The sequence below is a fragment of the Streptomyces liliifuscus genome (assembly GCF_016598615.1).
GTDB classification, from domain to species: Bacteria; Actinomycetota; Actinomycetes; order Streptomycetales; family Streptomycetaceae; genus Streptomyces; species Streptomyces liliifuscus.
On the sequence record NZ_CP066831.1, the window covers coordinates 4,315,015 to 4,329,545 of the forward strand.

Consider the following 14,531-nt stretch of genomic DNA (forward strand, 5'->3'; position numbering starts at 1 on the left):
AAGATCGGTGCGCGAACTTCCCCGGATCACTGAGCTGCTCCTGAGGTACTGCTGTCAGCTGGACTTGACCTTGATCTCGCCGCCGATGATCTTCTCCTTGGCCGCAGACACGGCTTCCTGGATCGCGGTGTCGCTCTTGAACTTCGGGTTGGAGTCCGCGAGGCCGACCTCACCGGACTTCAAGTCGCCCCTGACGATACCGGTCTCGGGCTTGCCGTCCTCGACCGACTTCGCGAGGTTGTACACCGCCTTCGCGACGTCCTTCGTCGCGGAGGTGAGGATGGCGTCCTTGTACTTGCTCAGAGCTTCCTGCTTGTACTGGTCCGAGTCGACACCGATGGCCCACACCTTGTTGGCGGAAGCGGCCTCGATGACACCCTGGCCCGACAGACCGGCCGCCGCGTAGACGACGTCGGCCTTCTTCTCGATCTGGCCCTCGGCGGCCGTCTTGCCCTTGTCGGGGCTGGAGAAGCCGCCCTCCTCGGCGGTCTGCGTCAGGTACTGCGAGAGGACCTTCACGCCGGGCTTGGTGTCCTTGACGCCCTGCGCGAAGCCCGCCCCGAACTTGTGGATCAGCGGGATGTCCACACCGCCGACGAAACCGACGGTGTTGGTCTTGGTGGCCTTGGCGGCCGCGACACCGGCGAGGTAGGAGGCCTCCTGCTCGGAGAAGACCAGGTCCGCGACGTTCTCCGCCTCGATGGTGGAGTCGTCGACGATGCCGAAGGTGGTGTCGGGGTACTTCTCGGCGGCCGCCTTGACGGCCGGCGCGTAGGCGTAGCCGATGCCGATGACCGGGTTGTGGCCCTGCTTGGCGAGCGAGACGAGGCGCTGTTCCTTGTCGGCGTCCGTCTCACCGTCGGTGGGCTCGATGTCGGCGGTCTCGTAGCCGAACTCGCCCTTCGCCTTCTTCAGGCCCTCGTACGCGGCGTCGTTGAAGGACTGGTCGCCCCTGCCGCCGACGTCGTACGCGATGGCGAGGCCCTTGTCGCCCTTCGAGTCCGCCGAGCCGGAGGAGGTCGAGGTACCGCCACAGGCGGAGAGGACGAGGGCGAAAGAGGCGGCCGCTGCGCCTGCGAGCGCGATGCGGGGAACCCGGCGCATGTGTTGTGCTCCTGTCGTACAAGCTCGTGCTGGGGCGTGCTGTGAAAGTCCCGTGCGGTGCCGGTGCGTGCCGGGCGCCATGGGTGCTGTGCGGGACTTCCACAACACCCCCCAGCGCCGGGCGGAACACCTTCGGCGCTGGCTTCGCCGCAGATTAACGCGCGTAGACCCGCGAGAGAACCCCCTCTGTCCACCTTGTTATGCGGCTGTGCCCGAGGCCTCCCGCCGACCGGGTGCGGGCTTGCCGACCGCAAAGGTCCGTGCACGGCGGATGACCTGCGCGGGGAACACCTGAGCGGGCGGGCATCGAGGATGCCCGCCCGCTCTGTGTGGCTTCGACTGCTTCGCCCGTTCGGGCGGTGACGGGCCCGAGGGCCCGCCCCCTGGACTACTCGGTCTTCACCTTGATGGTGCCGTCGATGATGCTCGCCTTGGCCTTGGCCACCGCGTCGGTGAGACCGGCGATCTCGCCCATCTTCGGGTTGCTGTCGGCGAGGCCGACGCCGTCCACCTTCAGGTCGAAGGTCTGGACACCGGTGAGCGGCTTGCCGTCCTCGACCGACTTGGCGAGGGAGTACACCGCGCCGCCGACGTCCTTGAGCGCCGACGTCAGGATGTAGTCCTTGTACGCGGCCAGCGCCTCCTGCTTGTACTGGTCGGAGTCGACACCGATCGCCCAGACCTTCTTCTTGGCCGCGGCCTCGATGACACCCTGGCCGGACAGGCCGGCGGCCTGGTAGATGACGTCCGCGTTCTTCTCCAGCTGGCCCTCGGCGGCGGCCTTGCCCTTGTCGGGGCTGGAGAAGCCGCCCTCCTCGGCGGTCTGCGTCAGGTACTGCGAGAGGACCTTCACGCCGGGCTTGGTGTCCTTGACGCCCTGCGTGTAGCCGGCCTCGAACTTGTGGATCAGCGGGATGTCCACGCCGCCGACGAAGCCGACCGTGTTGGTCTTGGTGGCCTTGGCGGCCGCGACACCGGCGAGGTACGAGGCCTCCTGCTCGGCGAAGACGAGCGAGGCGACGTTGTCGCCCTCGACCACGGAGTCCACGATGCCGAAGCTGGTCTTCGGGTACTTCTTGGCGGCGGCCTCCAGCGCGGGGCCGTAGGCGAAGCCGACGCCGACGACCGGGTTGTAGCCCTGCTTGGCGAGCGAGACGAGACGCTGTTCCTTGTCGGCGTCCGTCTCACCGTCGGTGGGCTCGATGTCGGCGGTCTGGTAGCCGAACTCCTTCTTCGCCTTCTCCAGACCGGCGTACGCGGCGTCGTTGAAGGACTGGTCGCCCTTGCCGCCGACGTCGTAGGCGATGGCAAGACCCTTGCCACCCTTGCTCTCGCTGCTGTCACTACTGCTGCTGTCGCTGCTGGTGCCGCCACAGGCGGTCGCCGCCAGTGCCAGCGACGCGACCCCCACCGCGACGCGGGTCAGGCTGGATATCCGACGCATCTGAAGTTCCCCATTCTCCAAGCCCCGCAGTGGGTGCTGAGTTCGGCGCACATTAACGCGCGTAGACCCTTGAGGGAACGGGATAGCGCTTGGCCGTTATCCATTCGTGCCGATGGCCGGTTACGTCCTTGTGAACCCTGGGATCAAAAGGTGCACATGGGGACGCAGCACCCACTACGGCAGTCACGCTCCGCACGGGGCGGTGGAGTCCGCGTGACGACACGAGTGGTTGTTGACAGTGCACCACGCTACTGCGCGGGGGTACGCGGCGCGACCGGAAGGACCGGCCGCGCCGACCGCTCAGGCCCCGGCGTCGAGGAGGGCGGCCGCGGTGAAGAGCTCCACTCCCGCGGTGATCGCCGACTCGTCCGCGTCGAAGTCGCCCTGGTGCAGATCCCGTACGGTCCGCTCCCCCGGGGTGCGCACTCCGAGCCTGGCCATGGCGCCGGGCACCAGCTCCAGGTACCAGGAGAAGTCCTCGCCGCCGAGGCTCTGCTCGGTGTCCTCCACGGACTGGATCCCGCGCCGGGCGGCCATGGCGTCCCGCAACAGGTCGGTGGTGTCCGGGTCGTTGACGACCGGCGGCACCCCTCGGATGTAGTTGATCTCCGACTTGGCCCGGTACAGGTTCGCGATCTCGTCGATGGCCGCGTGCACCAGATCGGGCGCGGCCCGCCAGGAGGCGAGATCCAGACACCGTACGGTCCCGGAGAGCTCGGCGTGCTGCGGGATGACGTTGCAGGCGTGGCCCGACTCGATCCGGCCCCAGGTCACGGCGAGTCCGGACCGTGCGTCGACCCGCCGGGCGACCAGGGCGGGCACGTCCGTGACGACGCGGGCGGCGGCGGTCACGAGGTCGGTGGTGAGGTGGGGCCGTGCGGTGTGCCCGCCGGCCCCGTCCAGCGACACCTCGAGACGGTCACAGGCGGAGGTGATGGGTCCGTGCCGGAGCCCGATCCGGCCCGCGTCGACCCTCGGGTCGCAGTGCACCGCGACGATCCGGCCGACGCCCTCCAGCGCCCCGCACTCGATGACGTCCGGAGCGCCGCCGGGCAGCACTTCCTCGGCGGGCTGGAAGATCAGGCGCACGGCCCTGTCGAGCAGGCCCTGCTCGTGCAGCTGGGCGAGGACGAGTCCGGCCCCCAGGACCACGGTGGTGTGGATGTCGTGGCCGCAGGCGTGGGCCCGGTCGGGCACGGTCGAGCGGTACGCGCACTCGGTCTTCGTGTCCGGGATGGGCAGGGCGTCGATGTCGGCACGCAGGGCGAGCATCGGACGCGCGGGGTCCGGGTCGCCGATGTCACAGATGAGCCCGGTTCCGATGGCGAGCACGCGGGGGCGAAGGCCGGCCCGCTCCAGCCGCGCCTTGATGGCGGCGGTGGTGCGGAACTCCTGGTTGCCGAGCTCCGGGTGCATGTGCAGGTCGCGGCGGAAGGCCACGAGTTCGGCACGGAGCGCCTCGGGCAGCGTGCCGGGGAGTGCGCCGGGCAGGACGCCTTCGGGGGCGCCCGGAAGCGTGGCTTCCCCGGGCTGGTCGGCCTCGGAATCTCGGGACATCAGTTGGTTCACCCTCTGAAGGGTAGGGCGACGCGACGGCCAACTGACCCACGATCAACAAAACTTCAACCCGTAAGGGGAAGAAAACCTGGCCGCGTGGCGCATAGATATTGACTGGGATGGGTACACTCGCCCGGCTTTTCAGCCGTGTGGATCTTGAGTGGCCGAATGGATCGTGATCCAGGTCTCCTGATGGGAGAACCTCCGGGCGGCGATGCCCATTCCCGGGTCTCCGGGGACAGGCTCTCTACGCATACCACGCATACGTGGCCCTGGCCGGTTCTGTTCACCTGACGGACAGGCGGGCCTGGCGGGCCTGTCGTGGCTCGGCTCCGGATGGTGTGCCGGGTGCGGGTGGGTGGGGCTGGTCGCGCAGTTCCCCGCGCCCCTGAAAAGCGGGGCTGCGCCCCTGGCTTTTCGTCTTTAGGGGCGCGGGGAACTGCGCGACCAGCCACATCCGGCCCGCACCCCGCGTACGGCCAGTGACCCCCCGGGGTACCGGATCAGGTGGCCGTCGAGACGGCCGACAACCGGTGGACGTCCCGGGCCGTGCCCGTGACACCCGAGAGGAAGCCCTGGGCCCGGGGGGAGGCGCTCTCCGTGAGCCAGGCCGGGTCGATGTCGCACACCGCGACCTTGACCTCCGTGCCGACGAGAGCGAGGGGCAACGTGTGCACCACGGTCGACGGGAAGCTCAGGATCGTACGGCCGATGGGGCCGCGGCGGGCGATCAGTTCGAGCGGGAGGTCCGGGCGGACGATCTCCAGGCCGGTCTCGACCGCGAGCCGGTGCAGCTTGTCCGGGCTCTCCCTGCGGTGGGCGAAGTACCGGGTCGCGCCATAGGTCGTCGCGAGCCCCTTCACCGCCTCCAGATAGCGGTCGGGGTCCACGACTCCCGTCTCCACCAGGGACGTTCCGACCAGGTCGGCGCCCTTCGTGATCCGGGGAGGGCCGAACCGGGACCTCGTCCAGGAGAAGTCGTTGGCCGTGATGGTGACGCCCTCGGGCGTCTCGGTGATCGGCATGGAGGAGAAGACCTCCACCCGCCGTCCGTTCCCCGGCGTGAGCCGTCGGCGGGCCCGGGCCGAGACCGGTGCGAAGACCAGGTCACGGGCCCCGGGACGACCGCCGCGCCGGTGCCAGCGCACCAGCCGCTCACCCTTGGCGAGCTGGGAGACGAACTCCATGGTCGCGGTCCCGTCGTCGACGACGACGAGGTCACGGGCCCGGGTGATGGTGAGCAGCAGTTGTACGTAACGGGAGAAGGGGTCGCCCATCACGATCCGCTCGGCGCGCCGCAGAAGCGGGGCGAGTCCGCCGACCGTGTGGAAGGGGGCTGTCGTGCCGCCCCGCGCCTCCTCCCAGCGCACCTCGTACCCCTCGTCGCGAGCGAGCTCGGCCATGCGCCGGAGCTGTCCGCGGGTCATCGGGTCGGTGGGCGAGAGCACGACAAGGGTGAGTCCCGCGCCGGGCCGGGGCCGCCCGCCCTCCAGCTCCGGACCCGGGGGTCCGGAGGGCTCCGCGGCCGTCCTTAGGGCGTGGACATGTGCCCACTCCAGGACGTTGAGGAGCTGCACCGGGCTCTCTACGAAAGCCAGTGTGGCGGGTGCGGGTGACTGGGAGCCGGTGGACCCGGCGCGGGGACTCATCGACGTACGACCGTCGCTTTCCCTTGATCCTGATCGGGATTCGGAGGTGACTCAGACCGCGACGGGCTCGCCCGCCGCCGCAGCGATCTCGGCCTCGGCGACGACACCCGGGACGCGGCGCAGCTTCTTCATCGGGCCGAGCTCGGACTCGTAGACCTTCTTGACGCCGTCGCCGAGGGAGGCCTCGATGGTGCGGATGTCGCGGACGAGGCGGGTCAGGCCCTGCGGCTCGACGGAGGCGGCCTGGTCGGAGCCCCACATCGCGCGGTCGAGGGTGATGTGACGCTCGACGAAGGTGGCGCCCAGGGCGACCGCGGCGAGGGTGGTCTGCAGGCCCGTCTCGTGGCCGGAGTAGCCGATCGGGACGTTCGGGAACTCGGCCTGGAGGGTGTTGATGACGCGGAGGTTGAGCTCCTCGGCCTGCGCCGGGTAGGTCGACGTGGCGTGGCACATCAGGATGTTGTCGCTGCCGAGGACCTCGACCGCGTGGCGGATCTGCTTCGGCGTCGACATGCCGGTGGAGAGGATGACCGTGCGGCCGGTGCCGCGCAGGGCGCGCAGCAGCTCGTCGTCCGTGAGGGAGGCGGACGCCACCTTGTGGGCCGGGACGTCGAACTTCTCCAGGAAGGCGACGGCCTCGGTGTCCCACGGGGAGGCGAACCAGGCGATGTTCTTGCTCTTGGAGTACTCGTCGATCTGGCGGTACTCGTCCTCGCCGAACTCCACGCGGTGGCGGTAGTCGATGTAGGTCATGCGGCCCCAGGGGGTGTCGCGCTCGATGTCCCACTGGTCGCGCGGGGTGCAGATCTCCGGGGTGCGCTTCTGGAACTTCACGGCGTCGCAGCCGGCCTCGGCGGCGGCGTCGATCAGCTTGAAGGCGTTCTCGAGGTCGCCGTTGTGGTTGATGCCGATCTCGCCGACGACGTAGACGGGGTGACCCGGGCCGGCGGTCTTCGAACCGAACTGGCGCAGACGGGAGTTGGTGCTCATGGTGGAGAAGTTCCTTACTTGTCGAGGGAGTCGAGAGAAGGGCCGAGGATCCAGCTGGCGATCTCTCGGATCGCGCCGTCGCCGCCGGGAACGGTGGTGACCGCGCGCGCGGCGCCGCGTACGACGTCGTGGGCGCTCGCGACCGCCACGGGCCAGCCCACGAGGGCGAAGCACGGGAGGTCGTTGACGTCGTTGCCGACGTAGAGCACGCGCTCGGGCGCGATGCCCTGTTCCTCGCACCACTGCTTCAGTGCGAGGTCTTTCCGGTCGATGCCGTGGAGCACCGGGATCTGCAGCTTCCGGGCTCGGGCGGCGACGACCGGGTTCTGCTCCGTGGACAGGATCAGCATCGTGAGGCCGCTCTTGCGGAGGGCCGCGATACCGAGTCCGTCCCCGCGGTGCACGGAGACGAACTCCCGTCCGTCGGAGTCGATCAGCACCCTGTCGTCGGTCTGGGTGCCGTCGAAGTCGAGGACGACCGCGTCGATGTCTTCGGCGGTCGGGAGGGTGCCGGGGCGGTTCGCGTCGAAGAGCGGCGCGAGGGCCCGGGCACGGGCGAGGTCGTGCGGGTCGTCGATCTCCAGGACCCGGGCGGGGTCGGTGCGGACGAGTTCCGTACGGCCGAAGAAGCGGTGCTTGTGCTCGCGCAGCCCCGCCGCGTTCATGGCGTAGGCGGCGCCGGTCTCCAGGAGGTCCTGGGGGCGGTCCTGGCGGCGCGGGCGGAAGGACTTGTCGTGGTTGACGCCGTAACCGCCGTCCGTGGCCGTGGTGTTGGCGACGGTGGTGGTGCCGCCGACGGCCTGGGTGCGCCCGGTGTCGACGGCGGTCGGGTCGTCGTCCGCGTCCCGCCAGATGAACCCGTGGAAGGGCGCCACGGTCAGTGCGGTGTCCGCGCCGTTCTCGACGACCGCTCCGGCGACCCCGTCGATGTCCTCGCGGATGATGAAGGGGCTGGTGCACTGCACGAGGAGTACGGCGTCGACGACCGAGCCGTGCAGCGCCTCGTGGGCGTCCATGGCGTGCAGGACGGCCGCCTCGGAGGTGGCGGTGTCGCCGGCGATGGCGGCGGGGCGGAGCACGACCTCCGCGCCGGCCTCGCGGGCGGCGGCGGCGATCGCCTGGTCGTCGGTGGAGACCACGACGTCCGTCACGAGCCGGGCCGCGACGCACTCGCGCACCGCACGGGCCACCAGCGGCACGCCCCCGACGGGGAGGAGGTTCTTGGCGGGGACGCCCTTGGAGCCGCCCCGCGCGGGGATCACCGCGAGCACCCGGCGCACCGGCTTCACGCGGCCCGCTGTCGCCTGGCCCGCTTGCGAGTTGGTCATTGGCTGTACTCCTTGAGGAGGGTTCTGGACGCCCGCGGCTCGCGGATCCGTCGGGAGGGCGGTCACAGCTCGCCCATGCGCCGGATGACGGGCGCCACGCGCTGCACGCCGTGCCGGTAGGCACCCCGGGCCGCCCGGCGCACGATCTGCCGCACGGGGCCCGGTTCCTTGTCGGCGTCGGGGGCGCCGGGCAGCGGGCTGCCGTCCGGGCCGAGGTGGTGGCGGGCGAGGATGCCGGGCAGATAGCCGGGCGCGGTGGCGGGCGTGTAGTAGGGGGCGAGGGCAGTGAGTCCGCCCTGACCGAGCAGCTTCGCGATGCGCTCACGGGCCGCGTCGAAGGCCGTCTCGTACGATCCGTCGGCGGCGACCCCCTGCCGGCCCACCCACTGCTCGTCGGGCGACGGCTCGTGCCCGGCGTCCAGCTCGTCCCAGGAGGCGAGGCACCCGGAGCCCACGAAGTGGTGGTTGCCGAGCGACTCGCGCACACCGAGGTCGGTGAGGACGACGGTGGGGATCCGGCGGTGCAGGGACTCGAGGGCCGCCGTGGAGCTGACGGTGACCAGCAGGTCCGTACGGTCGAGGACCTCGCCCATGTGCCCGTACACGAGGCGGAAGTTGGCGGGCAGGCCGCCCGGGATCCGCTCCGCGAGGCGCTGGTAGGGCTGCTCCTCGATGTGCGTGGTGTGCTCGCCCGGCTTGGAGCGCAGCTTCAGCAGGACCTCGCGGTCCGGGTGCAGCCGTGCGTGCTTCACCAGCCGGTTCAGCAGGTACGTACGGTCCTTGCGGCTCTCCGGGACGGAGGGCTGCGCGGCGAAGACGACCGTGTACGGGTCGTGCTTCTCGTAGGCGGCGCCGCCGAGGAACGGCAGCGCGACCTCGGTCACGGAGGAGGCGTCGGCGCCCACTCCCTCGTACACGGCGGTGAAACGGTCCGCGTCCTGGCGGGAGTTGGCGAGGACGAGGTCCGCGCCGTGCCGCAGCAGCAGCCCGTCGGCGAGCTTCTCGTAGACGACCCCCACATAGCCGGTGACGACGACGGGCCGCTTGACGCGCCCCGGTCCGAAGCGCTCCCGCCACTGGTACGAGAGTCCGTGCAGCATCGCCTGGACGGCGCCGCCGACGAGCGAGAGCACGACGAGGTCGTACGCGGGCTCCCCCTCGGTCCCGTCGGCCCCCTCGGAGGCGCGGGACATCTCCCGCAGGAACTCCACGGCGGTGACCTCCCGGAGGGAGTCCGCGCGCACGCCGACCTCTTCGAGCTGTCGGGCGGTGGGGGTCGCACGGCCTCGCAGGAGGTAGCCGTCGAGCCGGATGTCCGAATCGGCCGGTGCGATACGGTTCGCGGTGAGCGCGCCCCATTTCCACCGGGTGTCGGAATCGGCGAGGACGGCGACTCGCAGGGACTTCGAGGTACTTGCTGGCACGTCCAAGACGCTAGGAAGCGATTCCGATGTGCGGCCCAACCAGAATGCAACAAAGGGTTAACAGCACATCGCCGAATGGCGAATCAGCCCCGGATCGGCAGCGCAAAAGACCTGATTCACCAATCCGCCACGCGTCGTTCACCTTGTATCTCACCAGCGGTCAAGACGAATGTCGGGCCGCCGCCTAACGTCACTCGGGTGGTCAAGCTCTCCGTCATCGTGCCGTTCTACAACGTGCAGCAATACGCACCCGACACCCTGAGGAGTCTGCGTGCGAACGCACGCGAGGACTTCGAATTCATTCTCGTCGACGACTGTTCGCGCGACGAGACCCCGGACATCCTCGCGCGCGCGGAGCGCGAGCTCCCGGGCGCGGTGCATGTCAGACACGAGCAGAACGGAGGGCTGGCCACCGCGCGCAACACGGGAATCGACGCGGCACGCGGCGAATATCTCACGTTCCTCGACGGGGACGACTGGCTGGCCCCCGGCTATTACGAGCAACTCCTGGGCGCCATCGAGGACTTGGGGTGCGACTTCGTCCGTACCGACCATGTCCAGTGCACCGCGCGGGCCCGTGCCATCCACCGCGTGCCGCACGGCAGGCGCGGTGTCGTACTGAATCCGCGCGAGGCGATCCTGCCCGCCGACCGGTCCACCTCCGTCGACTACGCCTACGCCTGGGCGGGCATCTACCACCGACGGCTGGTCGACCGTGGCCTGCTGCACTTCACCGACGGGCTGCGCACGGCCGAGGACCGGCCGTGGATCTGGAAGCTCCACCGGGAGGCCGAGTCCTTCGCCACGGTGGGGCTGCTCGGCGTGTTCTACCGGCGCGGTGTCGCGTCCTCGCTGACCCAGATCGGCGATGTGCGCCAGCTCGATTTCATTCGCGCGTTCGACCAGGTCGTCGTGGAAACCGCGCAGGACCCGGACGCGGACAAACTGCTTCCCAAGGCCGTGCGCACATATTGCGCGATTATTTCCCATCATCTGGGATCCATCGAAAGGTTCGAGCCACAGGTGGCACGGAAACTGAAGTCGATGAGCGCCGCGGCATTGCGCCGTATGCCGCAGAACGTCCTCGACGAGGCCCTCGACTCCATGGACATCCAGCGCGCCACCCGGCTGCGCCGACTGCGCCGCCGCCCGGCCGCCGCGGGGGTCGCCGCGTGACCACGCAGATCTTCCTGGCGTCGACGCTGTACGGCACGGCCACGCTGGCCGCCGCCCTCGACTCCGACTGTTTCGCGCCGGCGGACCGCCGCATCCTGCTCGTCTGCAACAACACGGCGACGCCGGAGACGACGCCCGGTGTCGACGAGATGCCCGGGTTCGACCGGCTGCGCGAGCGGTTCGACGACGTGGTGTCGTGGAACGAGACCATCTCCCCCTTCCACCCGGGCGGCTGGGCTCCCCGGCTCGACGACGTCCCGATCTGGGAGCGGCACCTGCGGCTCGCGTGGGGGCTCGGCGACGATCCCGTGGAACTCGCCGTCGAGTCGATCCAGGTCAATCCCGCGCTCGGCGTCACGCAGATCTTCACCGGCGCGCCCGTCACCGTGTACGCCGACGGTCTGATGAGCTACGGCCCCACGCGCAACAAGATCGACCCGCTGGTCGGCACCCGCGTGGACCGGCTGCTCCACCTCGACCTGGTTCCGGGTCTGCGGCCCCTCCTGCTCACCGAGTTCGGTGTGGACTCGGAGATCGTGCCGACGGACGCCTTCGTGAAGGTGCTCGCCGAACTGGTCGACACGGGCGACTCGTTGCCGTCGATCGACGAACCCGCCCTGCTGCTCGGCCAGTACCTCTCCGCGCTCGGCATCCTCACGCCCGAGCAGGAGGAGGACCTCCATGTGCGGATGCTGAAGGGTGCCGTCGAACTCGGCCACACCCGCGTGGTGTTCAAGCCGCACCCCTCGGCGCCGGCCCGCTGGACGCGCGGTCTGGAGAAGGAGGCCGAGAAGCTGGGCGCCGACCTGACGGTGCTCGACACCCCGGTCCTCGCCGAGGTCCTCTACCAGCGGATGCGTCCCGCCCTGGTCGTCGGCTGCTTCTCCACGGCACTGCTCACGGCCTACGCGCTGTACGGCCTGCCGGTCGCCCGGGTCGGCACCGCCACCCTCCTCGACCGTCTGACGCCGTACGAGAACAGCAACCGCGTGCCGGTGACGGTCGTCGACGCGCTGCTGCCGGACCTGACCGACCGCAAGGCGGTCACCGAGCAGCGCCGGGGCACGGACGAGCAGGGCCTGACCGACCTCGTGCGGGCCGTCGGCTACGCGATGCAGCCGAAGATCTACCCGGACCTGCGTCCGGCCGCCGAGGCCTATCTGACGAAGCATCTGAACACGCACACCTGGCGGTACTTCAAGCGCAAGCGCCTCACCTCGCTGGCGCTACCGGGCGCGGTCCCGGCGCAGCTGGCGTTCCTTCCGCGCAGCGCCGCGGTGCGCCGGGTGGCCCGCCGCGCCCGCTCCCTGAAGAAGGCCGTGCGCCGCTGAGCCCCGCTCTTGATCGCTCATCCACGCAAGCGTGTTCGGGGCCGGTTCCTCTGGAACCGGCCCCGAACGCGTGTCTGGCGGCCATCGGCCCGTCCGTGCGAGAGCCGTACGTGAGGAAAGTGGAAATCGAAAACAACGGACGGGTGAACTCATCGAGTCCGGGTGGAGAAGGGTTGACCCGTGGGCCGGGAGTGGCCTGTGAGTCGGACTAGTGTGCTGTGAATTAACTGAGGCCCTCGGAGGCCCCGGGTCACGGAATCCACGGCCCGCAGTGCGCACGACTTCACAGAACGGCCGTTGAGGGGACCCGTGACCGACATTCCCGAGGACACACGTACGACGTCCGTGGGCACGGTGGTCCGTGCCGTCCTCCCGGCGGCCGACAGGCCCAGCCCGCCGCAGCCGAAGAAGCCCCGGGAGAACCGGCTGCGGGCCCTGGACGGGCTGCGGCTGATCGCCGCGCTGATGGTGGCCGCGTACCACTACGGCGGTCGTGGCGGCGAGGTCACACAGGCCTGGGGGACCTCGGCGAAGGCGCAGTTCCCGACGATGCACACGTGGTTCGCGTACGGCTGTCTGGGTGTGCAGGTCTTCTTCGTCATCAGCGGCTTCGTGATCTGCATGAGCGGCTGGGGAAGGCCGCTGCGCTCGTTCTTCGCCTCCAGGGCGTCCCGGCTGCTGCCGTCCTACTGGGCGGCGATCGTCATCGTGACGGTGGTGTTCGCGCTGCCCGTGGTGGCGTACAAGACGGTCTCGCCGAGCGACACCCTGGTGAACCTGACCATGATGCAGCAGCCGCTCGGTGCGGACCGGGTGCTCGGGGTCTGCTGGACGCTCTGGGCCGAGGTCCGCTTCTACGCGCTGTTCGCACTGTGCGTCGTCATGCCGGGCGCCACCCGGCAGCGCGTGATCATGTTCTGCGCGGGCTGGACCCTGGCCGCGGTCCTCACCCAGGCCGCGAACGAGCCGCTGCTCGACCTGGTCCTGATGCCCGAGTACGCGCCGTTCTTCATCGGCGGCATCGGCCTCTATCTGGTCCACCGCGACCGGCACGACGCGTACGCCTGGGGCATAGTGATCGTGAGCTGGCTGATCGGCCAGCACCAGGCGGTGCGCGGGCTGTGGCACGCGCCGAACCCGGACTTCTTCTCCTACCGCACCTCCTTCGGAATCGTCCTCGTCGTCACGTTCGGCTTCGTCGCGGTCGCCGTGATCGCCCTGGGGTGGCTGAACTGGGCGAACTGGCGCTGGCTGACGGTCGCGGGCGCCCTGACCTACCCCTTCTACCTGGTGCACGAGCACCTGGGCTGGGTCGTCATCGAGGCCTACCACCAGAAGCTGGACATCCCGGCCTACGCGACCCTGCCCCTGACGGTTCTGTCGATGCTCACCCTGGCCTGGCTCCTCAACCGGTTCGTCGAGGACCCGCTGACACCACGTATGCGCAAGATGCTCTCCAAGCCGCGCTGACGCCGGGTTCCCCACCGACGGCGCGCGCTCTGTTCACCGGACATTCAGGTTCTCGAAAGTTCGCCACGTACCGAGGGAGAAGACTCATCACATGGCCAACTCACAGCAGACCCCCAGCCACCCCGGCGAGCTCAAGGACGTCCCGGGCTGGTTCCCGCCGCTGGACCAGGTGCTCTTCACCTGGCTGCTCGAGCAGCAGGAGACGGAGGGGATACAAGGCGATCTGCTGGAGCTCGGCGTCTACATGGGCAAGAGCGCGATCCTCCTCGGCCACCATCTGAGGGACGGCGAGACGTTCACCGTGTGCGACCTGTTCGAGGGGGACGCGCCGGACGAGTCCAACCGGGCCGAGGCGACGAAGTCGTACTCGTCACTGACGAGGCAGGCCTTCGAGCGGAACTATCTCTCCTTCCACGACACGCTGCCGACGGTCATCCAGGGACCGAGCTCCGTGATCTCCAAGGAGGTCTCCGACACGACCTGTCGCTTCGTCCACATCGACGCCTCGCACCTGTACGAGCACGTCCACGGCGACATCGGCGCGGCCCACGACATCCTGCTGCCCGGCGGCATCGTGGTCCTGGACGACTTCCGCTCCGAGCACACCCCCGGGGTCTCGGTCGCCGCGTGGGAGGCCGTGCTCAACCGCGGTCTGCGGCCCATCTGCCTCAGCACCCAGAAGCTGTACGGGACCTGGGGCGACCCGGAGCCGATCCAGGAGAAGCTGCTCGCGATGATCAAGGAGCGCGAGGACTTCGGTCTGAGCGTGCAGATGGCCGCGGGGCACCGGTTGATCCGGACCAGGTCCCAGGGCATGAAACCGCCGCCGTTCCCCCGCTCCCGGCACTTCGTGGAGCCCGTCGCCGCCGCTCCGGAGCCTGTGCGGCAGCCCGCTCCGGCCGCCGCGCGGCCCCCGGCCCGTCGTACCGGGCGGTCCCGTACCCGGCGTATCGCGCTCGACCTGCTGCCGCCGGTCGTCACGCGGGCCGTGCAGCGCAGTCGTGCCGCCAAGCGGGCTGAGCGCGGCTAGCCGCTTCGCTCGCTCTGGTGGGGGTGGT

The 14,531-nt window shown here is 69.7% G+C and carries 11 protein-coding genes; 4 read left to right on the forward strand and 7 right to left on the reverse strand.

Annotated elements, in window-relative coordinates; translation table 11 throughout:
• Positions 1 to 54: 54 nt before the first annotated feature.
• The 7 genes from JEQ17_RS18210 to JEQ17_RS18240 all read right to left on the reverse strand — a co-directional run bounded on the left by JEQ17_RS18210 (position 55) and on the right by JEQ17_RS18240 (position 9,496).
• Complete coding sequence (locus JEQ17_RS18210; protein WP_200396234.1) at positions 55 to 1,104, reverse strand: BMP family lipoprotein; 1,050 nt, start codon at positions 1,102 to 1,104, stop codon at positions 55 to 57.
• Positions 1,105 to 1,492: 388 nt separating this feature from the next.
• The gene (locus JEQ17_RS18215) at positions 1,493 to 2,548 is read right to left on the reverse strand and encodes a BMP family lipoprotein (protein ID WP_200396235.1); all 1,056 of its coding nucleotides are present in this window, start codon (positions 2,546 to 2,548) and stop codon (positions 1,493 to 1,495) included.
• A 300-nt stretch (positions 2,549 to 2,848) separates the two neighbouring features.
• Complete coding sequence (locus JEQ17_RS18220; protein ID WP_200396236.1) at positions 2,849 to 4,105, reverse strand: amidohydrolase; 1,257 nt, start codon at positions 4,103 to 4,105, stop codon at positions 2,849 to 2,851.
• A 503-nt stretch (positions 4,106 to 4,608) separates the two neighbouring features.
• Entirely contained in the window at positions 4,609 to 5,754 is a 1,146-nt protein-coding gene (locus tag JEQ17_RS18225) for a hypothetical protein (protein WP_200396237.1), read from the reverse strand.
• A 51-nt stretch (positions 5,755 to 5,805) separates the two neighbouring features.
• Positions 5,806 to 6,744, reverse strand: coding sequence for an N-acetylneuraminate synthase family protein (locus JEQ17_RS18230; RefSeq protein WP_200396238.1), 939 nt, complete (start codon positions 6,742 to 6,744; stop codon positions 5,806 to 5,808).
• Between the two features lie 14 nt (positions 6,745 to 6,758).
• Positions 6,759 to 8,072: an N-acylneuraminate cytidylyltransferase gene (locus tag JEQ17_RS18235; RefSeq protein ID WP_200396239.1), complete on the reverse strand. Its 1,314-nt coding sequence runs from the start codon at positions 8,070 to 8,072 to the stop codon at positions 6,759 to 6,761.
• A 62-nt stretch (positions 8,073 to 8,134) separates the two neighbouring features.
• On the reverse strand, positions 8,135 to 9,496 hold the full coding sequence (locus JEQ17_RS18240) for a DUF6716 putative glycosyltransferase (protein WP_200396240.1): 1,362 nt from the start codon (positions 9,494 to 9,496) through the stop codon (positions 8,135 to 8,137).
• Between the two features lie 198 nt (positions 9,497 to 9,694).
• Here JEQ17_RS18240 and JEQ17_RS18245 point away from each other — a divergent pair, with 198 nt between their 5' ends.
• The 4 genes from JEQ17_RS18245 (at position 9,695) to JEQ17_RS18260 (ending at position 14,503) form a co-directional block, all read left to right on the forward strand.
• A complete protein-coding gene (locus tag JEQ17_RS18245; RefSeq protein ID WP_200396241.1) occupies positions 9,695 to 10,672 on the forward strand; it encodes a glycosyltransferase family 2 protein in 978 nt (325 codons plus the stop codon).
• Entirely contained in the window at positions 10,669 to 12,003 is a 1,335-nt protein-coding gene (locus tag JEQ17_RS18250; protein WP_200396242.1) for a polysialyltransferase family glycosyltransferase, read from the forward strand. Before JEQ17_RS18245 ends, JEQ17_RS18250 begins: the two co-directional genes overlap by 4 nt.
• A 309-nt stretch (positions 12,004 to 12,312) precedes the next feature.
• Complete coding sequence (locus JEQ17_RS18255) at positions 12,313 to 13,473, forward strand: acyltransferase family protein (RefSeq protein ID WP_200396243.1); 1,161 nt, start codon at positions 12,313 to 12,315, stop codon at positions 13,471 to 13,473.
• A 91-nt stretch (positions 13,474 to 13,564) separates the two neighbouring features.
• Positions 13,565 to 14,503 carry a class I SAM-dependent methyltransferase gene (locus tag JEQ17_RS18260; protein ID WP_200396244.1) on the forward strand — a complete coding sequence of 313 codons (939 nt, stop codon included), beginning with the start codon at positions 13,565 to 13,567 and terminating at the stop codon, positions 14,501 to 14,503.
• Positions 14,504 to 14,531: the final 28 nt, after the last annotated feature.

Coding starts and splice junctions, on each gene's coding strand:
- JEQ17_RS18220 (WP_200396236.1), bottom strand. CDS start 4,105: ATGTCCCGAGATTCCGAGGCCGACCAGCCCGGGGAAGCCACGCTTCCG.
- JEQ17_RS18260 (WP_200396244.1), top strand. CDS start 13,565: ATGGCCAACTCACAGCAGACCCCCAGCCACCCCGGCGAGCTCAAGGAC.
- JEQ17_RS18215 (WP_200396235.1), bottom strand. CDS start 2,548: ATGCGTCGGATATCCAGCCTGACCCGCGTCGCGGTGGGGGTCGCGTCG.
- JEQ17_RS18210 (WP_200396234.1), bottom strand. CDS start 1,104: ATGCGCCGGGTTCCCCGCATCGCGCTCGCAGGCGCAGCGGCCGCCTCT.
- JEQ17_RS18235 (WP_200396239.1), bottom strand. CDS start 8,072: ATGACCAACTCGCAAGCGGGCCAGGCGACAGCGGGCCGCGTGAAGCCG.
- JEQ17_RS18230 (WP_200396238.1), bottom strand. CDS start 6,744: ATGAGCACCAACTCCCGTCTGCGCCAGTTCGGTTCGAAGACCGCCGGC.
- JEQ17_RS18225 (WP_200396237.1), bottom strand. CDS start 5,754: ATGAGTCCCCGCGCCGGGTCCACCGGCTCCCAGTCACCCGCACCCGCC.